The organism is Pseudobacteriovorax antillogorgiicola (assembly GCF_900177345.1).
In the GTDB taxonomy this organism is placed as follows: domain Bacteria; phylum Bdellovibrionota_B; class Oligoflexia; order Oligoflexales; family Oligoflexaceae; genus Pseudobacteriovorax; species Pseudobacteriovorax antillogorgiicola.
In genome coordinates, this window is record NZ_FWZT01000032.1 from 60,127 (window position 1) to 80,481 (window position 20,355).

General features: G+C 43.4%; 17 protein-coding genes and 1 pseudogene. 12 read left to right on the forward strand and 6 right to left on the reverse strand.

The annotated features are described in order from the left end of the window. Positions 1 to 100 precede the first annotated feature (100 nt). From B9N89_RS28295 to B9N89_RS28310, 4 genes are all read left to right on the forward strand, one after another. Positions 101 to 736 (forward strand): hypothetical protein, encoded by a 636-nt coding sequence (locus B9N89_RS28295; protein WP_132325374.1) that lies wholly within the window; start codon positions 101 to 103, stop codon positions 734 to 736. Further along, positions 733 to 1,914 carry a hypothetical protein gene (locus B9N89_RS28300; protein ID WP_132325376.1) on the forward strand — a complete coding sequence of 394 codons (1,182 nt, stop codon included), beginning with the start codon at positions 733 to 735 and terminating at the stop codon, positions 1,912 to 1,914. The genes B9N89_RS28295 and B9N89_RS28300 overlap by 4 nt, the downstream gene beginning before the upstream one ends. Continuing rightward, complete coding sequence (locus B9N89_RS28305; RefSeq protein WP_132325379.1) at positions 1,911 to 3,164, forward strand: hypothetical protein; 1,254 nt, start codon at positions 1,911 to 1,913, stop codon at positions 3,162 to 3,164. Before B9N89_RS28300 ends, B9N89_RS28305 begins: the two co-directional genes overlap by 4 nt. A 235-nt stretch (positions 3,165 to 3,399) precedes the next feature. Beyond that, positions 3,400 to 5,301, forward strand: a complete 1,902-nt coding sequence (locus B9N89_RS28310; RefSeq protein WP_132325382.1) for an AMP-dependent synthetase/ligase — start codon at positions 3,400 to 3,402, stop codon at positions 5,299 to 5,301. A gap of 40 nt (positions 5,302 to 5,341) precedes the next feature. Here B9N89_RS28310 and B9N89_RS28315 read toward each other — a convergent pair whose 3' ends face one another. Next, positions 5,342 to 6,307, reverse strand: coding sequence for a hypothetical protein (locus B9N89_RS28315; protein WP_132325385.1), 966 nt, complete (start codon positions 6,305 to 6,307; stop codon positions 5,342 to 5,344). Between the two features lie 293 nt (positions 6,308 to 6,600). Between B9N89_RS28315 and rpsD the strand changes: the two genes are divergently transcribed. The 3 genes from rpsD (at position 6,601) to B9N89_RS28330 (ending at position 9,444) form a co-directional block, all read left to right on the forward strand. After that, a complete protein-coding gene (rpsD, locus tag B9N89_RS28320) occupies positions 6,601 to 7,212 on the forward strand; it encodes a 30S ribosomal protein S4 (protein WP_132325388.1) in 612 nt (203 codons plus the stop codon). A 240-nt stretch (positions 7,213 to 7,452) separates the two neighbouring features. Then, on the forward strand, positions 7,453 to 7,995 hold the full coding sequence (locus B9N89_RS28325; protein ID WP_132325391.1) for a hypothetical protein: 543 nt from the start codon (positions 7,453 to 7,455) through the stop codon (positions 7,993 to 7,995). 210 nt (positions 7,996 to 8,205) lie between these two features. Then, positions 8,206 to 9,444, forward strand: coding sequence for a site-specific integrase (locus B9N89_RS28330; RefSeq protein WP_132325393.1), 1,239 nt, complete (start codon positions 8,206 to 8,208; stop codon positions 9,442 to 9,444). A gap of 88 nt (positions 9,445 to 9,532) precedes the next feature. Here B9N89_RS28330 and B9N89_RS28335 read toward each other — a convergent pair whose 3' ends face one another. Genes B9N89_RS28335 through B9N89_RS28345 form a run of 3 tightly spaced genes read right to left on the reverse strand, consistent with a single transcriptional unit; the run spans position 9,533 to position 12,066 of the window. Beyond that, positions 9,533 to 10,450: a hypothetical protein gene (locus B9N89_RS28335; protein WP_132325396.1), complete on the reverse strand. Its 918-nt coding sequence runs from the start codon at positions 10,448 to 10,450 to the stop codon at positions 9,533 to 9,535. Between the two features lie 14 nt (positions 10,451 to 10,464). Next, positions 10,465 to 11,733, reverse strand: a complete 1,269-nt coding sequence (locus B9N89_RS28340) for a type II toxin-antitoxin system HipA family toxin (RefSeq protein ID WP_132325399.1) — start codon at positions 11,731 to 11,733, stop codon at positions 10,465 to 10,467. 9 nt (positions 11,734 to 11,742) lie between these two features. Next, positions 11,743 to 12,066, reverse strand: a complete 324-nt coding sequence (locus B9N89_RS28345; protein ID WP_132325402.1) for a helix-turn-helix domain-containing protein — start codon at positions 12,064 to 12,066, stop codon at positions 11,743 to 11,745. A gap of 301 nt (positions 12,067 to 12,367) precedes the next feature. On the opposite strand from B9N89_RS28345, the gene B9N89_RS28350 reads away from it, so the two are divergent. From B9N89_RS28350 to B9N89_RS28370, 5 genes are read left to right on the forward strand one after another with little or no spacing between them, the layout of a single operon-like run. Continuing rightward, positions 12,368 to 12,934 carry a restriction endonuclease subunit S gene (locus B9N89_RS28350; RefSeq protein ID WP_132325405.1) on the forward strand — a complete coding sequence of 189 codons (567 nt, stop codon included), beginning with the start codon at positions 12,368 to 12,370 and terminating at the stop codon, positions 12,932 to 12,934. A 21-nt stretch (positions 12,935 to 12,955) separates the two neighbouring features. Further along, the gene (locus tag B9N89_RS28355) at positions 12,956 to 14,452 is read left to right on the forward strand and encodes a type I restriction-modification system subunit M (protein ID WP_132325408.1); all 1,497 of its coding nucleotides are present in this window, start codon (positions 12,956 to 12,958) and stop codon (positions 14,450 to 14,452) included. Further along, on the forward strand, positions 14,442 to 15,644 hold the full coding sequence (locus B9N89_RS28360) for a restriction endonuclease subunit S (RefSeq protein ID WP_132325411.1): 1,203 nt from the start codon (positions 14,442 to 14,444) through the stop codon (positions 15,642 to 15,644). Before B9N89_RS28355 ends, B9N89_RS28360 begins: the two co-directional genes overlap by 11 nt. Next, positions 15,637 to 18,885 (forward strand): type I restriction endonuclease subunit R, encoded by a 3,249-nt coding sequence (locus B9N89_RS28365; RefSeq protein ID WP_132325414.1) that lies wholly within the window; start codon positions 15,637 to 15,639, stop codon positions 18,883 to 18,885. Before B9N89_RS28360 ends, B9N89_RS28365 begins: the two co-directional genes overlap by 8 nt. 18 nt (positions 18,886 to 18,903) lie before the next feature. After that, on the forward strand, positions 18,904 to 19,614 hold the full coding sequence (locus B9N89_RS28370; protein WP_159455703.1) for a M48 family metallopeptidase: 711 nt from the start codon (positions 18,904 to 18,906) through the stop codon (positions 19,612 to 19,614). A gap of 162 nt (positions 19,615 to 19,776) precedes the next feature. Here B9N89_RS28370 and B9N89_RS28375 read toward each other — a convergent pair. Together B9N89_RS28375 and B9N89_RS28380 are read right to left on the reverse strand one after the other, a co-directional pair. Next, positions 19,777 to 20,076: pseudogene (locus B9N89_RS28375) on the reverse strand (IS6 family transposase); the annotation flags it as partial. A 39-nt stretch (positions 20,077 to 20,115) separates the two neighbouring features. Continuing rightward, positions 20,116 to 20,355 (reverse strand): transposase (locus tag B9N89_RS28380; RefSeq protein ID WP_200820793.1); only part of this gene is annotated, 240 nt, incomplete at its 5' end.

Below are 20,355 nucleotides of genomic sequence, written 5' to 3' on the forward strand. Positions count from 1 at the left end.
TGTTAAAAGTCAAAGATCGAAAAAAGCTTAATAAAAACAAATCCCAACAGTGGAAGGAGCATTGCAATAACGGGATTGGAAAATGTTGAAGGAGTCCAAAATGAAAAGCACGCTAATTTTACTCTTTATGGTGGTAGGTTGTGGGGTTCAGAATCCAAACTCGTCTTCTACCGAATCAGAATTACAAGTTGATGATGGTAAGCCTGCTCCCAAAATCGAAGAAGAGGTAGTGGAAAGTCTCCCACCATCTTATAATGCGGATTCTGTCGATTCAAAATCTGAAAATGTCCAATCAGAGAATGAACTTGAAAATCAGGAAGAGCTTTCGCCCGATGAAGCTCTAGTTTTGGATGTTACCATGTATAAAGGATACTTGGCGTTCGCCTACATAGCTGGTAGCAATCCTTGTATGGCGAGCAAAGCTATGTTCGAACTGAAACATGAGGAAAACCTGTTCACGATCCTTAAAAAGGAAGATCCTGAAAAAAGCGATATCATTTGTAATTTTGTTTTCCAAGAAACTCACGGACGAATTATGTGGAAAATTGATGACACCATCGATCTAAGCGAAGCCAAAGTTAAAAACTTTCAGACTCCTAATCATATCGCCCCCCTTCCCTTCGTTACCCCGGTCATTGCTAACGAGGAAGGGGGCGATACCCCCGCTGAGGAAACTGATGGTAGTAAAGGATCGACATGTAATAGCAGATCTCATCCAGATGGATCCTTTTTATGACAGATAAACTGCGCAAGGTGAGGATTGATCAGTTCAAGTCCGAAATCAAAAGTGAGCTTGATCTGATCGAAAAACCCAAGGAGAAGATCAATCATTGCTTGAAGCAGATCTCAGTTCTTGCCAAAGAGGACTCGACTCTACTGCAAGCTAGGCGATTTATCTATATTGTATTCTGCCTGACGTTACATGAGCGAAACGGAGGGTTGCGAGACAGTCAGATGGAAAACCTGTTCGAGATTGCTAATGCCTTATGCCAAGTACTAGGTATCAAGCCAATCCGGTCGCAGTTGGCTTTTCTATATGGAGAACTTCACCTTGTGCGTAGCCAGATTCTCTTGAAAAAGGGCAATGTTTGGGGTGCACTGTGGCAACAGCAGATGTCGAAACACCTTTCTGGTAAACATGCACCTGGAGGCGAAGGCTTTCAGTATCTGGCCTTGGCCTTGCGGACTATGAGGCTGGGCCATAGCCACGAAGCTCTAGGTTATTTTGAGTTAGCTGAAAAATCAAAGATATCGAGGGCAGCCTTTGAGAGGGCTAGAATTGGAAGGCTGCGCTGCCTACGGCTTTCTAATCGATTCGATGAATTTAGCTATCTGTTGGAGAGCACGGAGGTTGATGAAGCTGGTTCCGGCTTAGACCTAGAAGTACAGTGGGAGCAAGCTTGCTATGAAGCCTTTCAAACCAATTCAATCGCAGCGATCATGAAACTTTTGAAAAAGTCTAAGCCTCACTACATCGGTACCTATGTATTTGAAGGCTATCTCTGGTCTAGAGCGGTTCAGTCGGAGCGTTGGATGCCACACTTTTCTAAGATTGAGTCGCTATACAGAAATCCAAACTTCAATATTTCAGCTAACTCCCAGCTTTACCGAACCTGCCAAGCCTTAGAGTACGCCTACGAACCAGGGATGACTATGGCCTTGAAGCTGGATAAATTGGGGCAGATTATGGAATCTGTGGAGAAGTTTCATAACATCGATAAGATCTTGCTATCTTTGCTCGCCGTAGCTCGTTGTCTTGTGAGAATAAATGGCTACTTTCTTGCAAGAGCTTTATTGAACGAATATCGATCGCTATCCATTAAATTAAGCCAGGGTAGCTCTCATGATGTTTTGAATCTAGCCGGGGATTTGTTTCAGAGTAAGTGGTTGGAAAAAATGGGAACGAATCGTTGAAAAAGCTAATCATACTATCGAGTATTCTGCTACTAGCCGTCACACTTTCGTGTCAGTCTGAGCGTAACCATGCTGGTGTCGTTGAGAAGGAAGGAGGCCAACGCCCTTCAGATGACACTGAAGGAGTGCCTGGTTATCTGATACACTGTTCGGAAATTTACACCCCGACGGACTTGAGTCCTGAAGGTGAAATAGGTTGTGTCCTAGCTGAGAGTGCGACGCCGAAATCCAAAGTTGTCCTAGAGAATGTTGCAGAGTCTTGGGTTTGGAAGGTACCTCTCGATTCCGAAGACGAAGGTAAGGTCACTCAACGTGATTTGCCAGCAGAGAATGACTATCATGTTGCTTTTACAATTAAAGGAAATGACTTTCAAGACGCGGTAAGGCTCATGATGGCCATCGATGTGGTCTTCGAGGCTCAGTTTATTGGACAAGAAAGCAAGACTTCCGTGGTCGCGCCTTTGGATTCGGCCTTAGGAATCAACAAAGCTGTGAATGACAGAGTTTTGGCCCTGCAAGCTAGCTTTTCGAGCTATGACCCGTCGTTAGATCAAGTTGATGCTAGCTTCTCTGCATCTTATGATAGGTCGACGATTGATTTTACTGTCCATATTATGGTTGATGTGATTTTTAATCGGTTTGCTAGTTTAAACTGGTGCCACAGCTTAGACGAGCTCGCGCATCAGATGGAGTTATTCACGCCACCATTAATTACTCCAGCAGCTTCGAATCAGGCCTTGATAGACTCGGTGAACGAGGCAGTTGTTGATTTAAAAAGTCAGGGTCAATGCGATCGATCGACCGCGAGCTTTCCATTTGAGGCTTCGCAGTTGCTAGGTGATGCAAGCCAGGGTCTTGTTTCCAGTCCTGTGATTACTCACCACGGAGTGGTTTGGGACGCCTTTGAAAAAGACGGTCAGCCTCTTCATACGCTCTACAGCTCGACCAGTATTCAAAACGTCACTGAGAACTATTTGTTCTGTAAGGCCGACTTTTCAACAACAATCTTAGAGGCAGGTGAGGAAAAGCCTGGTCCTACGATAACATACCCAGATTTCAGCACTTCGATATTTTTAGTTCCACAAAGCCAAGGTTTTTATAGCCATCGACTCATGTCGGCTTCATTTGAGCGCTTTCAATTGCTTGATGAATCGCAGTCATTTGTTCCAGAAAAATCTTCTGTCGAGATCAACTGCCAGATCTGTTTGGATGCTGATTTTCAAGTGTGTCTCGATCAGACTGATATATAGGCTGAGTTCACTCAGTCATTCGTTTTCCTAATCCTGGAAAACGACCCCTCTATTTCGTTTATAACTCCTTTCCATGCGCTGCTTCATGCCGTATCTTCTGGCAAAAATAGCTCTTTTGGTGATATTCCTGTTATCATAAGATCGTTATTTAGGCTGGACCGTCGACTTTTAACGCCGTCGCGCCATATAATACGCCTAAAAGGCTAGAAAAGTTGAATGCAATGGAGTCAGTACCTTGGTCGCTACAGCAAGTCAAAACATCCCGAATGAAGTAGAAATCGAGTATCAGAACCTGGTTGAGATGCAGGAGCGATCTTGCGTTCGCTGGGGTAAAAAAACCATGTTTGGTACCAAGAGAGATGGCGAGTGGGTCTGGATTAATTTTGACGATTTTGCAGAACTGGTGAAGCACGTGCGTGGTGGTCTTCAAGCTCTCAACATTGAGCCTGGGGATAAGGTGGGGATCATCTCGCGGAACTGCGTTGAGTGGGCTGTGGTCTGCTATGCATCTCTCGGTTTGGGAGCTGCCATTGTGCCAATGTATGAGTCTCAAAGCAGTGCCGATTGGGAATACATCATCAATCACAGCGGTGTGAAAGTCGTTTTTACGCAGAACTCGGTGATCTTTGATGTGATTGAGAAGGCGAAGTCGAAACTCCCTCATGTTAAGGGGTTGGTTAATATGACGGGGAGCGTTCAGGATAAGCGTAGCTTTATCCACCTTCTCGAATCCGGTAAATCATCACCCGTGGAAAGCTATGCAGGTGCCTTAGAAGACCTGGCCTTGGTTATTTATACCTCAGGTACAACAGATAAACCCAAAGGGGTCATGCTGAGCCATAGAAATGTACTTTCTCAGGCACTGGCCTTAGAAAACGATTATAGTTTTAGTCCCGAGGAGCGAACGCTTTCATTTTTACCGTGGGCTCACGTTTTTGGGCAAGGAGGTGAGCTGCATGCTTTGATCCAATTGGGCTATTCTACCGCCTTTGCTGAAGGTGTTCCCCAGATTGTACAGAACTTGTCCGAAGTGAAGCCGACGATGCTGATGTCAGTGCCTCGGATATTTAATCGCATCTATGACTCAATCCAAGGCAAGATAACCCATAGCCCGTGGCCGATTCGATACATCTATCACCGAGGGATGGATGCTGCAGCCAAGATAAAAAATAATGAGTCTTTAGATATGGCTGAGAAGGTCTTGTATAAGCTGGCTGATATTCTGATCTTCAGCAAAGTTCGGGCGAAATTTGGTGGTCATCTCAAATATGCAGTTTCCGGTGGAGCTGCACTGGATCCAGAGGTGGCGCACTTCATGGATCGTCTTGGGATCACTGTATACGAGGGCTATGGGCTTACAGAAACGAGTCCGATGATTTCCACCAATAGCCCGTCTCATATGAAGATCGGGACAGTGGGTAAGCCCGTGTATGGCGTTCAGGTTAAGCTAGATAGCAGTCAGCTAGGAGAAACAAAAAACTCTCATGATGGTGAGATTGTTTGCTATGGACCCAATGTCATGCAAGGGTACTTAGGTGATGAAGAAGCCACTAAAAAAGCTTTTACAGAAGATGGCGGGCTCCGTACCGGTGATGTTGGACATTTTGATGATGAAGGTTTTCTTGTGATAACTGGTCGCATCAAGGAACAGTACAAACTTCAGAATGGCAAGTGGGTGGTACCCAGTCCCATAGAAGACAAGCTTGCTCTCAGCCCGTATGTGGGAGCTGCGATGGTGTATGGGAATCAGAGGGAGTATAACATTGCGATTCTTTCCGTAAATCTTGATGAAGTTGTAACCTACGCTGTAAAGCGCGGCATTCAGTTTCGCAATTCCGATAAACCAGAGCCATCCGAAATACAAATGACCCTATCCCACCCAACGATTCAAGATCTTTTTGAGACAGTTTTGAATAAGCAAACGGAGTCTTGCCGAGAATACGAAAAGCCGCGAAAATTCGTGCTTAGTTCAGAAGAGTGGAGTCCTGGTACCGGCCTAACGACCCAAACCTTTAAGTTAAAGAGAATGGCCATTGCCGCTCGGTATGCCGATCAAATAGACCGTCTTTTTTCTGAAGATGATGTGTTTGCTTATTCAAATCACGCGATTTTCAAGGGGCAAGGGGCGGGAACTTAGGCAAGGGGCAAAAAGCCCCTCCCTGATTGATTCTCATTGGCTAAGAGTCATTGTTTTTTTTCATCTGTGCCTTCATGGTCTCTTCGTCGCGACTTTGTACCTGGGCTTTTGTGTAACCACATGCGTCACCTGGCTTTTTCTTGACTCTTGGTGCATCGTTTATACAAACCATAGCAGATTGATCTTCAGTCTTTGGAGTTGCAGCGATCTCATCAAGAAGTGAGAACGCTTCACCAGTTAGCTTATCTTTCTTGTCCCCTTCCGACTTACAAAGCATTGCGACAGCCAGCATCATCTTTGAACAGGCTCCATCAGCTCCAGTGAAGCCTAGGGATTCACGGTGCATGGCCACTGCTTTATCAATGTCTCCGGAAAATCCGAAAAACCATCGAAGAAGAAAGAAGTCTGGAACGACTCGATAAAAGATTCCAAGAGCATATCGCACGATTCCTTGTAGGGAATAGCCGTCCTTAAAAATGTACTCTTGATCAGAGTCATAGACTTCTAACCAGGTGTTAAGGACAAGCTTGCCCTTGCCAAGGGATGCCATAACGCCATCTATCGTGCCGATTTTGGCAATGGCGCTGGCATAGAAGAACTTGCAAACTGCTAGATCAGGCTGAAGATTCAGACATTTTTTGGAGTAATCCCGAGCTTCCGCCAGTTGGGCACGAGTCCGTTTTAAGCTAGCCTTGTCTTGGGCGCTTTGAGTTTCCCCAATCTGCATCAGGGTGCTCGCATAGAGCCAGTGACCATCGGCCCACTTGGGGTTCGCATCGAGTATGGGTTTTACCAGTTTAAGTTTTTTGTCCAAGATTTCCTTGGTATAGCCGGTGGTTCGCCCCTTCTTTCCGAGAGCTTCCCACTCCTGCCAGGCCTTGGCTTTAGCCTCGAAGGGGCTAAAATCGGGCTTGTAGATTTTATAGTCTGTACCAGCTAAGGCACTAAAATGATGGGTAGGTGTTAGTCCTATCCCCATCCATAATGCTAGCAAGGCTCGTTTCATAGGTGTCGCTCCGCGTACTTGTTTTGTTTGGCACACCTTGATTCGGCTCATATTTCTGCAAATCAATGAAAATTGGAATAAAATGTAATAAGTTGAATATAATTAGTGTGTTAATTCGGTGGCTGGCGAGGGATTACTGAGTCTTTTTGATGTGTTTGATCGCCAAGTGTCTCTTTCGGAGGAGAAGCTGGATTTAAAGCGTCTTTCCGACAGGAATTCCATTGATTTTTGCCGCCGCTTCGTATAATTACGGTCCGTTGACTTTGAAATCGTAGAGTATCAAGAGGTTATTAATGGCTCGATACAGCGGCCCTCGTCTCAGAATCATGAGGGCACTCGGTGTTCAGCTTCCAGGTCTTTCTCGTAAGCAATGGGATGCTAGAAAACCATACCCACCAGGGATGCACCACGGACGTCATAGAAAAAAACTTAGCGTCTTCGGCACTCAGTTGCAAGAAAAGCAAAAGCTTCGCTTCAACTATGGTTTGGGTGAAAAACAATTCCGTCGCGTAGTGGCAATGTCTTTCCAGAAGCGCGGAAACCCCGGTGAAAACCTTCTTCAGTTCTTGGAGCGTCGTCTAGACAACGCCATCTTCAGAGCAGGTTTCGCACCAACAATTCCAGCTGCTCGTCAGCTCGTTGTTCACGGCCACGTTCGTATCAACGGAAAGCGTGTTAACAAGCCTTCGTTCCTCATCAAAGCAGGACACGAAATCAGTCTTTCTGAAAAGGCTTCTAAGTTTACACACGTTGAAGCGTCTCTCGAAAACCCAGCCATCGTTCGACCTGAGTGGCTAGGTGTGGATGCAGCAAAGAAAACTGCTTCAGTAGTTGCTGTTCCTGATCACGAGTCGGTTCCATTCCCAATTGAAATCAATCATATTGTGGAATTCTACTCCAAATAGACATAGTTTATTTGGCATATTATGGGAATATATTCGTAAGCTTATCGGAAAACCTGGTCAAAATTTGGTCAAAAAACCGATTTAACTTTGTTTTTCAGTAGCTTACGACTATCAGCTAGGTCTGTTTCAGAAATTTAGCTCCGTTTTTTGTCAAAAAGCTTCTGTCCGTTTGGAAAAGCTCCGAAATGGTGTCATCGGATGAATGTTATGTTCATCTTGGCACTGTTGAGGAGTTTTAATTTGTCTACTGTATTCAAAAACGTCCGTACCCCAGCCTCCAAGAAATTTCACTCCCTTGGCTATTATAAGCGCCGCATCGAAGTCATCGTCCCAAAACGTGGCAAAGACAAAGGTAAGATCAAAATCGTCTACGAAAGTCCTGTAGCCCGACGCAATGTAACCCTATTAGCTCCGATCAAGCAATCTCATAAAACATTCTCAGATGAATCTGAAGCTAGGAAATATATCCGTGAAGAATTGCGGGAGGAGGTTCGTCAGCAGCATGAGCTAGCGACCAAGGCTCAAAAGTGGCAGTCTATTTCGGCTCTTATTGAGGTTGTCGAAAAGTTTAAAGAATACCTTGAAGCCAAGAATCCAGCGCGAGCAAAGGTTGATTATGATCATTTTGCCTCAACTCTAACTTACTTTGTCGGAGAGATGGGAGACATGATATTAGGAAATGGCATGTTCATTCTTCAGGATTCTCAGATTGGCTATCATCGGTGGAAAGACCCCGAACCAATGCATCTCCCATTGAATGGAGCACTTGTCGAGTTAAGCTGAACACTTATAATAAGTTTGTATCATGGGCCTTCTCACGAAAGCTTGTCCCACAAAGCACTCCAATCGTCTTAAAAAACCGGAAGCCTAAAGAAATTGATCCATCGGAATTGGTACAGAAAGAGCACCTCATAAAGTTCTATTTCAAGAAAGTGAAAAGGAAAAACGACGAGTATTACAGAATCCGATTTCCTTCTATTAAAACAGGTAATATTGAGACTTATCCTGCAAGCCAACACCCAAAAGTTTGCTACCAAAGACGAAGCTCGCGAGTGGGCTAATGAGAACTATGACAAGATTTTGGTTAGGGAACTTGAGTATCTTAAGAATCATGCATGGAGAGCTGAGGCAAATATTGTCAGAGCTGTAGAAGGATTTTTGAAATTTCGAAAAGAAATGAGGCCAAGAAGCTATCGCAACGACGTTTGGGCAATTGATATTATCATGTCCTTCTTCATTGGTGACATTGGTATTAAAAATTTTGCCAAGTTTCACATCTACAACCAGAATTTGCTTGCCCACCTGATGGATGCTACTACAGCAAGAAACGAGCCTATATCCTATAGCTCTGTTGGGAAATGCATAAACACCTATAACCAGTTTATGAAGTGGTTGCGGGCCAACTCGTATGTCTCTTCTCACGAAGTGGAGCGGTTAGAAATTCCTGAAAAACCTATTTCCGAAAGAGAAAGAGAAGAGTCTTGGCGAGAGGGTAGATACATAAGCCCCAATGAAATCAAAAAAATGGAGATGTGGTTACGGCAAAACAATAAAGGCCATATTGCAGATGCCATGATCTTGCAACACCACTTCTGTCTCAGGATAGGTGAATTGGTGACCATTTCTCCTAAAACTGTCAACCTGCTTACCAACGGCAATGAAAAGCTAAAAAACCAATTAAAAAACGAGGGCGAAACAGTCTATGGTTGGTTAGTTTTAACACATCAAGCTGAAAAACCAGCTTCTCTCAGAGATGGTGTTGATTTCAACAAGGTTTCCTTGAAATCAAGAAAGCTCATAGGCGGTGAGCGTGGGACTGAATTCTTGCCCATTCGAGACAAGCGTGTACTTGAGATATTGAAGAGGTTAGTGAAAGAAACTTTTGATCGATTTGATAATCTGCAAGGCCAAAGCCAACCGAAAACAGGTCAGGCGTATTCCGATGATCTTGAAAACTATCCTCTGTTCCATGATATCCACTATACTCAGTATAACAATGAGCTAGCACTGGCAGCTTTTGAGTGTCAGGTTCGGTTTACTGGATCGCATTCTTTGCGCCATAGCGGGATTACCGAGTGTTATGTTAAATACCTCAATGAGGCTATTTCCAAGAAGCTTGGGCGGCATCGTTCAGATAAGATTCATGAGATCTATCTGCATATGGCAGCCAAGACTAAGAAAGAGGAAGATGATCTTTATAGTATTAGCCATTTACGGGACCTTCTTGGGTAGATCTTACCGTTTTTTTTGTTGGGCAGATTTAGCGCATGATACGATCAACCCCCAGATTCAGTCTGACTGTGTAGGTCACTCAGTCAGACTAGTGACCTAAATTTTTGACTGATAAATGCTCGAATGACGATAAATCATCCGAGAGGGCATAGATATCACCATACTTTATCTTCGGAAATTTTAAATTGATGGGCGGGATATTCCTTTTGCGCGCATTTTTCAAAGTTTGAGTGACCAGTTTCCAGGCTCCCTTTAATGTCACGATTCGATTGGAAATCGTTTCTGCGCTATCTTTTGTAAAGCATGCTGTTTTATATAGAGATCCCCTGAATGGTTTTCCAAATGTTGCTATTCGTGCGATGTCAGAGTCCACTAGGTCATCTCTGGCCCTGTATAAATCTTTCCGAATTTCTTCGACTGCTGTCCTGTTTACTTCGCTTACCCGATCGCTTCGAATAATTCCATCGGACAATCTATTGACAAGCTTTGCAATAGGGAAGTCAGTTCGAATGTTGATAGCCATATATTGCAATAGTAAAAGGGTGATACTATCATTGAATTCTCGTCCATAGTCATGACATATTGCTCGATCCCAAGCCATTCTATCGAGCCATCTTTCACTTAGGTCTTGATGGTTAGAGAATATTTCAAGGCTTATAACTTCGTCGAAAATTTCTTGGCCTCTTGAGTGCAGGTAGGGCCTTTGGTTATCAATTTTGTTCTGGATATCAAATTTAGACCTTTGGGATAGAATGTCCTGATATCTTCGCTTGACAGTCTCTAAAATCTCGTTGGGAGAATTGTCTCCAAAATTCATAGTACCTAGTTCTTCTTGTGAGACTTTTGCTGGGGAAAAACCAAGAAATTCAAATAAGGTGAAATCGCTTACATGAAGTTGATTGTCGGAGTGCCCAAAAATCTCGTTTCGGAGCCTATCGAAAGCAGAACCATATTTAGACTTAGTCAGTACAGGTGAAAGTACGTTTTGATCAAGGTAGATTTCCAATAGTAGGTCTCTAGCTAAGGTTTACGAAGTTGGGTAGTCAGGGCCTCAGTTTCTAGCTTTGATAGGGAAACCTTTTCAATCAAATCACGAAATCCCGCCCCTAGGACCTCATCCAGTTTTTCTAAGATCTCAACCACGTGGAGTTCTTCGACGCCAACCAAAGAACCGTAGGATCGTAAGTTGTCGTAGGTCGCTTCCCTGCCATTGGACCCAATCTTAAGATAAAGGTTCTTTAGGGTAGTCTGATCCTGTACAACCGGACAAACGTCGTAAAGAGGTGATAACGAAAATTTACCACCTTGATACAAGAAAGAGTGATTTCTCAGATGATCATCGGTATTCGACGTAGCGATATTCAGAGCAATCCTTCCTAACAGCTCCTTTTGATCTGCGATATAGTTCTCACCGTACTGTTGGAGAAAACGATCAAGGTCCTGATATCCCCATATTCCATAATCCCTCTCGCTAGCCCCTATGGCTGTCAAAGCAGAGACTGCATGGATTTTTTTAGCGCCTTGATCGGCAATAGGGCTGCGATCAAACCGCTTAATAAGATATATAGCTCGGCCAGCGACCTCGATGAGTTTCGTCTCAGGAACATTAAGGCCAAGTTTACGACCAAGTTCCATCATCACATATTCATACTTAGTGACGGGCGAAGGATCATCCTCACGGGGGAACTTTGCCAGCCAATACTCATTGCCGATCCGCACAGTGGCTTTTGGCCTCGCCCCTCCAAGAGAAGTTCCTCTAAAGAAGTATTGGGCAAGATTCTTGTTCTCATCGGTTTTCTCAAATTTGATCAAATCCTCGATATGATCCAGCATATCGAGAAAGTCATCGTTGCTAGAGATCTTCGCTCCCTGATTTTCTAGTCGGATCTTCTCAAAATCTTCATCGAAGCCACCTAATTGCTCTGGGCTGATACCAAATCCCAATGCACCAAATCTATCCTCTGGATCTGCGAGGCAGAGATACTCAATTTCAGATAGCTCTTGGACGCCCTTTAGGCGTGAAAGAACATGACGCCCCCAGCCATCTGGGGAAGCGTCTCGGATTGCTCCTGGTAGGTCGAAGCCTTCTTCTGTGGTAAAAGTTCTCTCCTTAAGAGGGAGCTGGATAGGATCTATGGGAATGGCGTTATCTCTTTCCAAATAGCGCTTACCATAGGTGAACTCAGAAATTGAGTTACGGCCATCGTAGGTATATTGGAGCCTACCGCAAGGTACAGGTTCTGATTGTCCTTCAAGCCAGATATGCACAATAATGTTTTTTGTATCCATTGTTGGTCCCTAAAAATCGAGATTGTCGTCCGAAGCTTTTTGCTTTTTTCCATGGCGAATACGATCTAAGCTCAAACCAAAGCTGTCTTTTGCCGGATTGGCTAAATCAAAGAACTCCTCTGTCATTCCCAAGGCTATGAGCACTTTGAGAAATGTTTCCAAACTCGGAAGTGACTTTTTCGCAATGAGCTTCTTGTAAGCTCTGATCGAGATTTTTGCCCGTTTTGCAATTTCCCCTTGGGACCAGTTGCGCTTCTTCCTTGCTAGTTCCAAATCATCGATCAACCTGTTGTAGTTGGCATTTATCTTTGGATTTTCAAGGACTTGAGACATGGAATTCCCTTTTGTTCAGAGAGAGGGGGTATAAATATGCCCTTTTTTGATCATTACAGGCATTATAATGCATCACCCTTTATTCTATCGTCAATTTGAGAAGAAAACTCAATCCCCAATTCACTAAAGTGCATAAAAATGCACTAAAATTTTGAATAAAGGTATATATATTCCCCTTTAAGGAAACAAAAGTTGTACGTCCCAGTGCAGTAATAAAAATACTGTAGAAAAAGCCTTGACTGACCGAGAAGGATAGGAAATAAATATTGCAGTATTCAAGTTACTGCAAGGAGTTGTTTGAATGACGAAGCTCAGTGAATTGTGTGACATACAAATGGGATATACATTAAGGGGGCGATTAGAGCCAGACCCGAAGGGAGAATACTGCTTTCTTCAGCCACGGGCGATCAGCTCAAACCTTGAGATTGATAGAAATGAACTGCAGCGAGCGCCTTTTTCAGGGAAGAGTTCAGATAGCGTGCTCATCCCTGGTGATATCATTTTTATCAGCAAAGGCCCAAGGATCGGAGCCATTTATCTCAAACAAGTTCCGCCCAATACAGTCGCTACAAGTCACTTTATTATCATCCGAACCAATTCCAAGAAAATTCTACCAGAATATCTAGCCTGGTACTTAAATAATAGAACAGGCGAGTATTTCAGAAAGAATAGGGAGGGAACCGCCATTCAGCAAATCAAAGTCAATGTACTCAAAGAGTCCGTTATAGAAATCCTCGATTTAGAGCAGCAGCAGCAAATTGTAGACCTTGGAAATCTAGTGAAAAAGGAACGTCAATTGCTGGAGAAACTCGCTGATAGAAAAGAACAGCTTATCAATAGCATTCAGCAGTCATTTTTTACCAAGTAAATTTAACATAGAAAGAAGAACATGAAAATCGATCAGAATGAAGTGAATAGTATTTTATGGAAAGCCTGCGACACCTTTCGCGGTACGGTCGACCCATCGGCCTACAAAGACTATATCTTGGTGATGCTGTTTATCAAATACATCAGCGATGTTTGGGATGAGCACTATGAGGAGCTACAAAAAAAGTTCGGTGACAATAAGGATCGTATTGAATCACGACTAAAGAAAGAACGATTCTATATACCGGAAGGTTGTACTTTCAATGAGCTATTTGCCCAGAGAAACGAAACTAAGATCGGCTCTATCATTAACATGGCTCTTGAAGCTATCGAAGATGCCAACAAGGTTAAGTTAGAAGGCGTTTTCCGCAATATTGACTACAACTCTGAGGCCAATCTTGGCTCCACAAAAGAACGTAACAAACGACTAAAAGAACTTCTTGAAGACTTCAACGACGAGCGCCTCAATCTAAGGCCTTCTCGTGTTGGTAATCTTGATGTCATCGGCAATGCCTATGAGTATCTCATTGCAAACTTTGCGGCTGGGGCTGGAAAGAAGGCTGGTGAATTTTATACTCCTGCGGAGGTATCTGAGCTAGTAGCCGAGCTTGTTGATCCGAAAAAAGGCGAACGAATCTGCGATCCTGCTTGCGGGTCTGGCTCTTTGTTGATTAAGTGTGCCAATCAAATCAAGGATACCAGAGACTTTGCCCTTTACGGCCAGGAAATAAACTCGGGAACTTGGGCACTTGCCAAGATGAATATGTTCCTTCATGGAACGGACTCGGCTCACATTGAAAAGGGTGATACCCTTAATCATCCTCAGCTAAAAGAAGATGACAAGCTTATGAAATTCGATGTGGTCGTCGCCAATCCACCCTTCTCACTAGATAAGTGGGGAGCTGAGAAGGCAGGTGATGATGTCTATAAACGCTATCATCGTGGAATTCCTCCCAAGACTAAAGGCGATTATGCCTTTATCTCCCATATGATTGAGACTATCAATCGCGACAATGGCCGTGTAGGCGTCGTTGTTCCTCATGGTGTCCTTTTCAGAGGTTCTACTGAGGGGAAGATACGAACTAAATTGATTGAAGAGAATCTATTAGACGCCGTTATAGGATTGCCTCCCAATCTATTTTTCGGAACAGGCATCCCGGCCGCTATTTTGCTGTTTAAGCAAGGACGTGATGACGATACGGTTCTGTTTATCGATGCCAAAGAAGGATTCGAGAAAGGCACGAATCAAAATAGGTTGAGAGTGGAAGATATAGAGAAGATTGTAAAGACCTATCAGGATAGAGAATCAATCGATAAATACTCATATCTGGCTACCTGTGATGAAATAAAGGAAAACGACTATAACTTAAATATACCCCGGTATGTTGATATTTTTGAAGAAGAAGAAGAAATCGATATAAATGGAGTTCAAAGGGAAATAAAGATTATTGAATCCGAGCTTAAGGATACCCAGTTGAAAATGCAGGAATACTTGAAGGAGCTTGGATATGAGGTCTAATTTAAACACTGTTAAAGTATCAACTATACTCGAAAGAGTTCAAACGAAGGTAGATGTTGAGCCGGACAAGCTTTACAGGGAAATTGGAATCCGCTCGCATGGGAAGGGCATTTTTCATAAAGAAGAAACCTCTGGGAAAGATATTGGTAATAAAAGGGTTTTTCATATTGAATCAGACTGTCTTGTGCTTAATATCGTTTTTGCATGGGAACAAGCTGTAGCGAAAACAACGACAAATGAAGTAGGTATGATCGCCTCGCACCGTTTTCCAATGTACAGTCCAGTGCAAGGAAAAGTAGACCTCGATTATCTACTGTACTATTTTAAATCACCAATTGGGAAGTATAAACTAGGATTAGCCTCTCCGGGAGGTGCTGGAAGAAACAAGACCCTAGGACAAAAAGAATTCAATGAGTTGGAGTTAAAACTTCCAACATATCCAGAACAAAAGAAAATCGCCCAAATCCTCTCCACCTGGGATAAGGCCATTGCTCAGCTAGAAACTTTGATCGAGCTTAAAGAAAAGAGAAAACGGGGGTTGATGCGGTACCGTTTAGATGTCGGAAACGGGAAGGGATCTATGTATAGATTCGAGGATATTGTGTCGTGGACTCAGCTAGGGACCACGAGTAGAGGGATATCTTCTGGTGGCAAAGCTAAGAAGCTTGTAAAGATGGGTAATTTAAACTGGGGGGGATTGAACTTAGAAAAGATTGAAGATATTGAGGGTAAAGAGCAAGAACTAGAGGCATTTTGCCTAAAACCTGGCGATCTTTTATTTAATACAAGGAACACTCCAGAGCTTGTTGGAAAATCAGCCGTCTGGAAATTAAGCTGTTCACAATATGTATTCGATAACAATATTAACAGAATTAGATTTAAAGATGGTTTTAGACCAGAATATATTTGCAGTTTACTTTCCAATGGACATGGCAAAGCGAGATTAAAAGCCATAGCTGTTGGAAGCACTAGCGTAGCAGCAATATACTGGAAGGATCTGAAAAGGCTTAAAATGAGTATTCCTCAATCTAGCTTTCAAGTAAAGACAGTAGAGCTTTTTGAACTGCTTCAAAATGAAATTGATGAAGGGAAGAGGCTAAAATCTAAAATAGAAATGCAAAAAAAAGCCCTAATGCAACAACTCCTAACCGGCAAAAAGAGAGTCAAACTAGACGAGGTCGATCATGGATAAAAGCGAGGTCTTCAAAGAAAAAACTGCGAGTCAACTGCCAGCTCTCCGTCTGCTCTCCAATCTGAACTACAAATACCTGAGCATCGACGAAGCCCTAAGACTACGCGGCTCCAAAGCATCCAAAGTAATCCTGGAAGAGGTTCTTGAGAAATGGCTCAGGGAGAATAATTCCTACACCTTTAAGGGTAAGAAAAGAGCCTTTTCAGAAAAAAGTATTCGTACCGCTGTGGAAAGCCTAACCAATATTGGTATCGAAGGTCTAGTTGATACCAATTCCAAGGTATACGACCTTCTTGTTAGTGGTAAAGCATGTACGGAAACTGTGGATGGTGATAGTAAAGATCAGGATATTGAGTTTATCAACTTCAAAAATCCAGAGAAAAACATCTTTCACGTAACTCAAGAGTTCAGTGTCGAGCGAAAAGGAAGTCATCAGACACGACGCCCAGATATTGTTATATTCGTGAATGGCATCCCTCTAGTTGTAATAGAATGTAAGGCTCCCACCCTAGAAAGTAAGAGCGATGAGACCCCTGAATTGCAGGCCATTAGCCAGCATCTTCGCAATCAAGGGCAAGATGAGATTCAGCAACTATTTGTCTACAGTCAGATATTGATGGCTGTGGCAGGTCCCTTTGCTAAGTATGGTGCTATAAATGCGGGAGAAAAGTTCTGGTCCCAATGGAAGGAGGATGGAACTGAGATTGACGCAAAGCAGTACAACCGTGACCTCATCAAAGCAATCAATAAGCCTCTGTCCGATGAATTGGTCTCTAAAATTCATGTGGACACCCTTGACATAGAGCATAAGAATTTAAAAGAAGTTTTGACTGAAGTCGATAGGCTACCCACTGAGCAGGATAAACTTATCTACAGCCTCTTAAACACCAAGAGGTTATTGGACATCATTCAAAAGTTTGTTGTCTACGACGCTGGCGTTAAAAAACTCCCTCGTTATCAACAGTACTTTGCTGTCAAAGCAACGATTCAAAAGATACTATCAGCACCTGCCAATGCTCCCCGCGAAGGCGGCCTTATCTGGCACACTACTGGCTCAGGTAAATCTCTTACCATGGTGATGCTGGCTAAGGCTTTGACTTTTGAGAAGGATATTAAGAATCCGAAGGTCGTCTTGGTAACTGATCGTGTATCATTAGATAAGCAGATCAAAAAAACCTTTAACAACTGTGACAAGTTAGCTGTTCGTGCTACTTCGGGAAAACACCTTGTAGGTCTTATTGACCCTAGTAAGGTCGATTCAGCTAAAAGAAGTAAGTCAGATAATGCCGATGTCATCACTACGGTTATTGACAAGTTCGAGTCGGCGGCGAAGGCTAAGGTTAGCTCAGAGGATCGAGACGTCTTTGTCCTTGTTGATGAAAGTCATCGCTCCCAGTTCGGCTCTAATCATGCGAAGATGAAACTCGTATTTCCCAATGCCTGTTACATTGGCTTTACGGGTACTCCGTTGATGAAGAAGGATAAAAGCACAGCCACGAAATTTGGTGGATTGATTCACAAATATACCATGGATATGGCGATCCAAGATAAGGCCGTAACAAAGCTCCTTTATGAGGGCCGGATTTCCAAAATGGATGCAGAGGCTGGAGAGATCAACGAGTGGTTTGATCGCTTTACCCAAGACCTTAGCCCCGAACAAAAAGCCGATGTACTCAAGCGGATTAATCTGACAGAGGCCATTAGCAGCTCATCTCGTCGTATGCAGCATATTGCCTATGACGTCGGGCGTCACTTTATAAAAGATGTTCAGCCGATTGGATTTAAGGCGATGTTTGCTACTTCAAGTAAGAGCAAGGCCATAGCTTACCAAAAACTTCTAAAACGCTTTTTCCCCAATCTTTATGTGGAAGTGATGATGTCAGCCCCTGACACCAGAGAGGGGAATGAGGAGGTCGAGAGCAAGAGTGATATTAATGAATTTTGGGATCGTGTCCTATCTCTCTATAAAAACGAAGCTAGCTACAATGATCAAGTGGTCGAATCCTTCAAATCTGATGAAGGAGTTCAAATTCTTATTGTCGTTGATAAGCTTTTGACTGGTTTCGACGCTCCCATTAACCAAGTGCTCTATGTGGACAAACCACTAAAAGAGCACGGAGTTCTCCAGGCTATCGCCAGGACCAACCGATTGGCCGACGGCAAAGACTTTGGCTTAATCATTGACTATTGGGGTATTCTTGGAAAGCTAAATGAGGCATTGGATACTTATTCAGGAATAGAAGGATTTGATGAAGAGGACGTCAAGGAAACCCTAACAGGCGTAGAAGTTGAGCTAAAAAAGCTTGAAGAGCGTCGCACCCATGTTTGGGACATTTTCAAAGAGGTTTCTAACCAGAAAGATATTGAACAGATGCGTCGGCATTTGGCTCCCATTGATCGAAGGGAAGACTTTTATGACACTTTCAATATCTTTGCCCGTACCCTGAAGCTAGCCCTTGCTACGGCGACTTTCTACAATGATAACAGCGATAAGAAAATCAAAGGCTACAAGGATGATCTTAAATTCTTCACCAAACTCCGCATCTTGGCAAAGACTTCTTATGGCGATTACATCGATCACAAAGTCTACGAGAGACAGATTCTCGAAATGGTGGAAAATCAGATTGACGCTGAAAAGGTTGAGACGATTATCGATATGGTCGACATTTTCAACGTAGATTTTCCTAAAGAAATCGAAGAAATTTCAGATCCGGCAGCAAAGGCCGACACCATAGCTCACAGGACAAAAAAGACCGCAACAGAAAAAATGGAAGAAGATCCTGTGCTCTACCAGTCGTTAGCTGAACGGGTGGAAAAGCTAATTGAAAAGTTTCAGAATAAGCTGATTTCGGCGGTTGAGTACCTAAAGAATGCTACTGAGATTTATGAAGAAGCCGTTGGCAAAAAAGCTCAAAGTGTGCCTGATGCCGTTAGGGACAATGAGGATGCACAGGTATACTACAGGCTTGTAAAAAAGCAGATGGATGATATCATTTCTGTACGGAATGAGAAAATCACAGATGAAGCCCTTGCTGAATTATCGGTTAAGGCCAACAAGATAATCGAAGAGCATAAGATTATCGACTGGCATCGCAACCAAGATCGACGGAATGATATGTCATTGGACATTGAAGATCTCTTGTACAACTATAAGGGGCGTTTCAATCTGAGTATTTCTCATGAAGAAATCGAAGGTATCATTGAAAAGCTTATCCATACTGCGGAGGTGAGGGATAAGTAAATGCTAAAAGGATCATGGATGATAAGAACGGTAGAGTATGGCACCAAGAAAGTTGTTTACCATATAAACTTTACTGACCGAAAAACAGCAGCTTTAAATGTCAATCCTGATCAAAGCATTGTCGTAAATGCTCCGAAAGAAACCTCTCCGAAGAGGTTGGATGAGCTTGTATTGAAAAGAGCTAGGTGGCTTCTCAAACAGCAAAGGGAGTTTGCGAAGCTACCTGATGTTAATCCTGGATTTTCCTACAAGAGTGGTGAGACTCACCGCTATTTGGGACGGCAATACCGACTAAAAATCGTCAAATCGAGCCAGATAGATATTAAGCTAAAAATGGGACGGATTGAGGTATCCAGTAATGAGGTTGCCCCTGAAGTTATAAAGACCCTGTTAGATCGTTGGTTTGAACTGAAGTCCCAGCAAAAGCTGGAGGAAAAATTTCAGAAGTGTCTCTTAGTCTTTACCGATACCAGTAAGAAGCCAAGGCTCAGAATCAAGACAATGAAAAAGCGATGGGGTAGCTGCACCAAAAATGGCACCATTACCCTGAATCCAGAGTTAATCCACTGTGCTAGCTCGGCAATTGAATACGTAATTTTTCATGAATTGTCTCATTTGGTAGAGATGAATCACTCGGCGAAATTTTATCGTATCCTATCAAAGTATGTTCCTAACTGGGAAAAAGTGAAGGAGAGGCTTGACCAGCAAGGGACAGAGTTTCTTCTATAGCTATGTGGAGGGGCCTAATAGATGGTTTTTCGGGAATTTGGGCCTCTGTTCCAGTAAAGTTCTCAAACACCATGGAATGAGTCTCTTGATCCTCCTGTGATCCGGTTCGACGCCTTATTTAAGTATTATTTCACCTGCCTGAGTTCCGTTCCCTCAGGCGCAGCCTTCCTTGTCGACAGCTCTGTACAAATAGTTCCATCGACCTTTAATTTTCACGTAAGTCTCATCAACCCTCCACGAATCGCCAGTCTTTTTCAGGTGCGGGCGTGTTCCCTTATCTAGTTCCGGAGAGTACTCGTGAACCCATCTCATAATCGTTGTATGGGCCATTTTAAGGACACGCTCCTCCATGATTTCGGTGAGGTCACGATAAGTCAAGGAGTACCTCAGGTACCACCTGCCACAGAGGAGGATGATTTCAGGTCGCAACTGCTTCCATTTGAATAGATTAGGTAGCGTCAAGAATTATGTGCACTTTGAGTCCTTCAATCTGAAATTTCTCTAACCATAGACAGCTAACTTGGCTTCCTTCAATCGATCCATATCCATGTACTTCCTTGTACCCCATTTGGTCGAGGCTACATGCCTTAGCCTAGCAGCGGTCAACATGAGAGCTGAGTTGCCATCGGGGAAGTTGCCAACGACTCGAGTTCTCCGTCTAATTTCCCTCATGACCCTTTCGAGCATATTGTTGGTCTTGATCCGGGTCCAGTGTTCACGAGGAAAGTGGTAGTAGCTGAA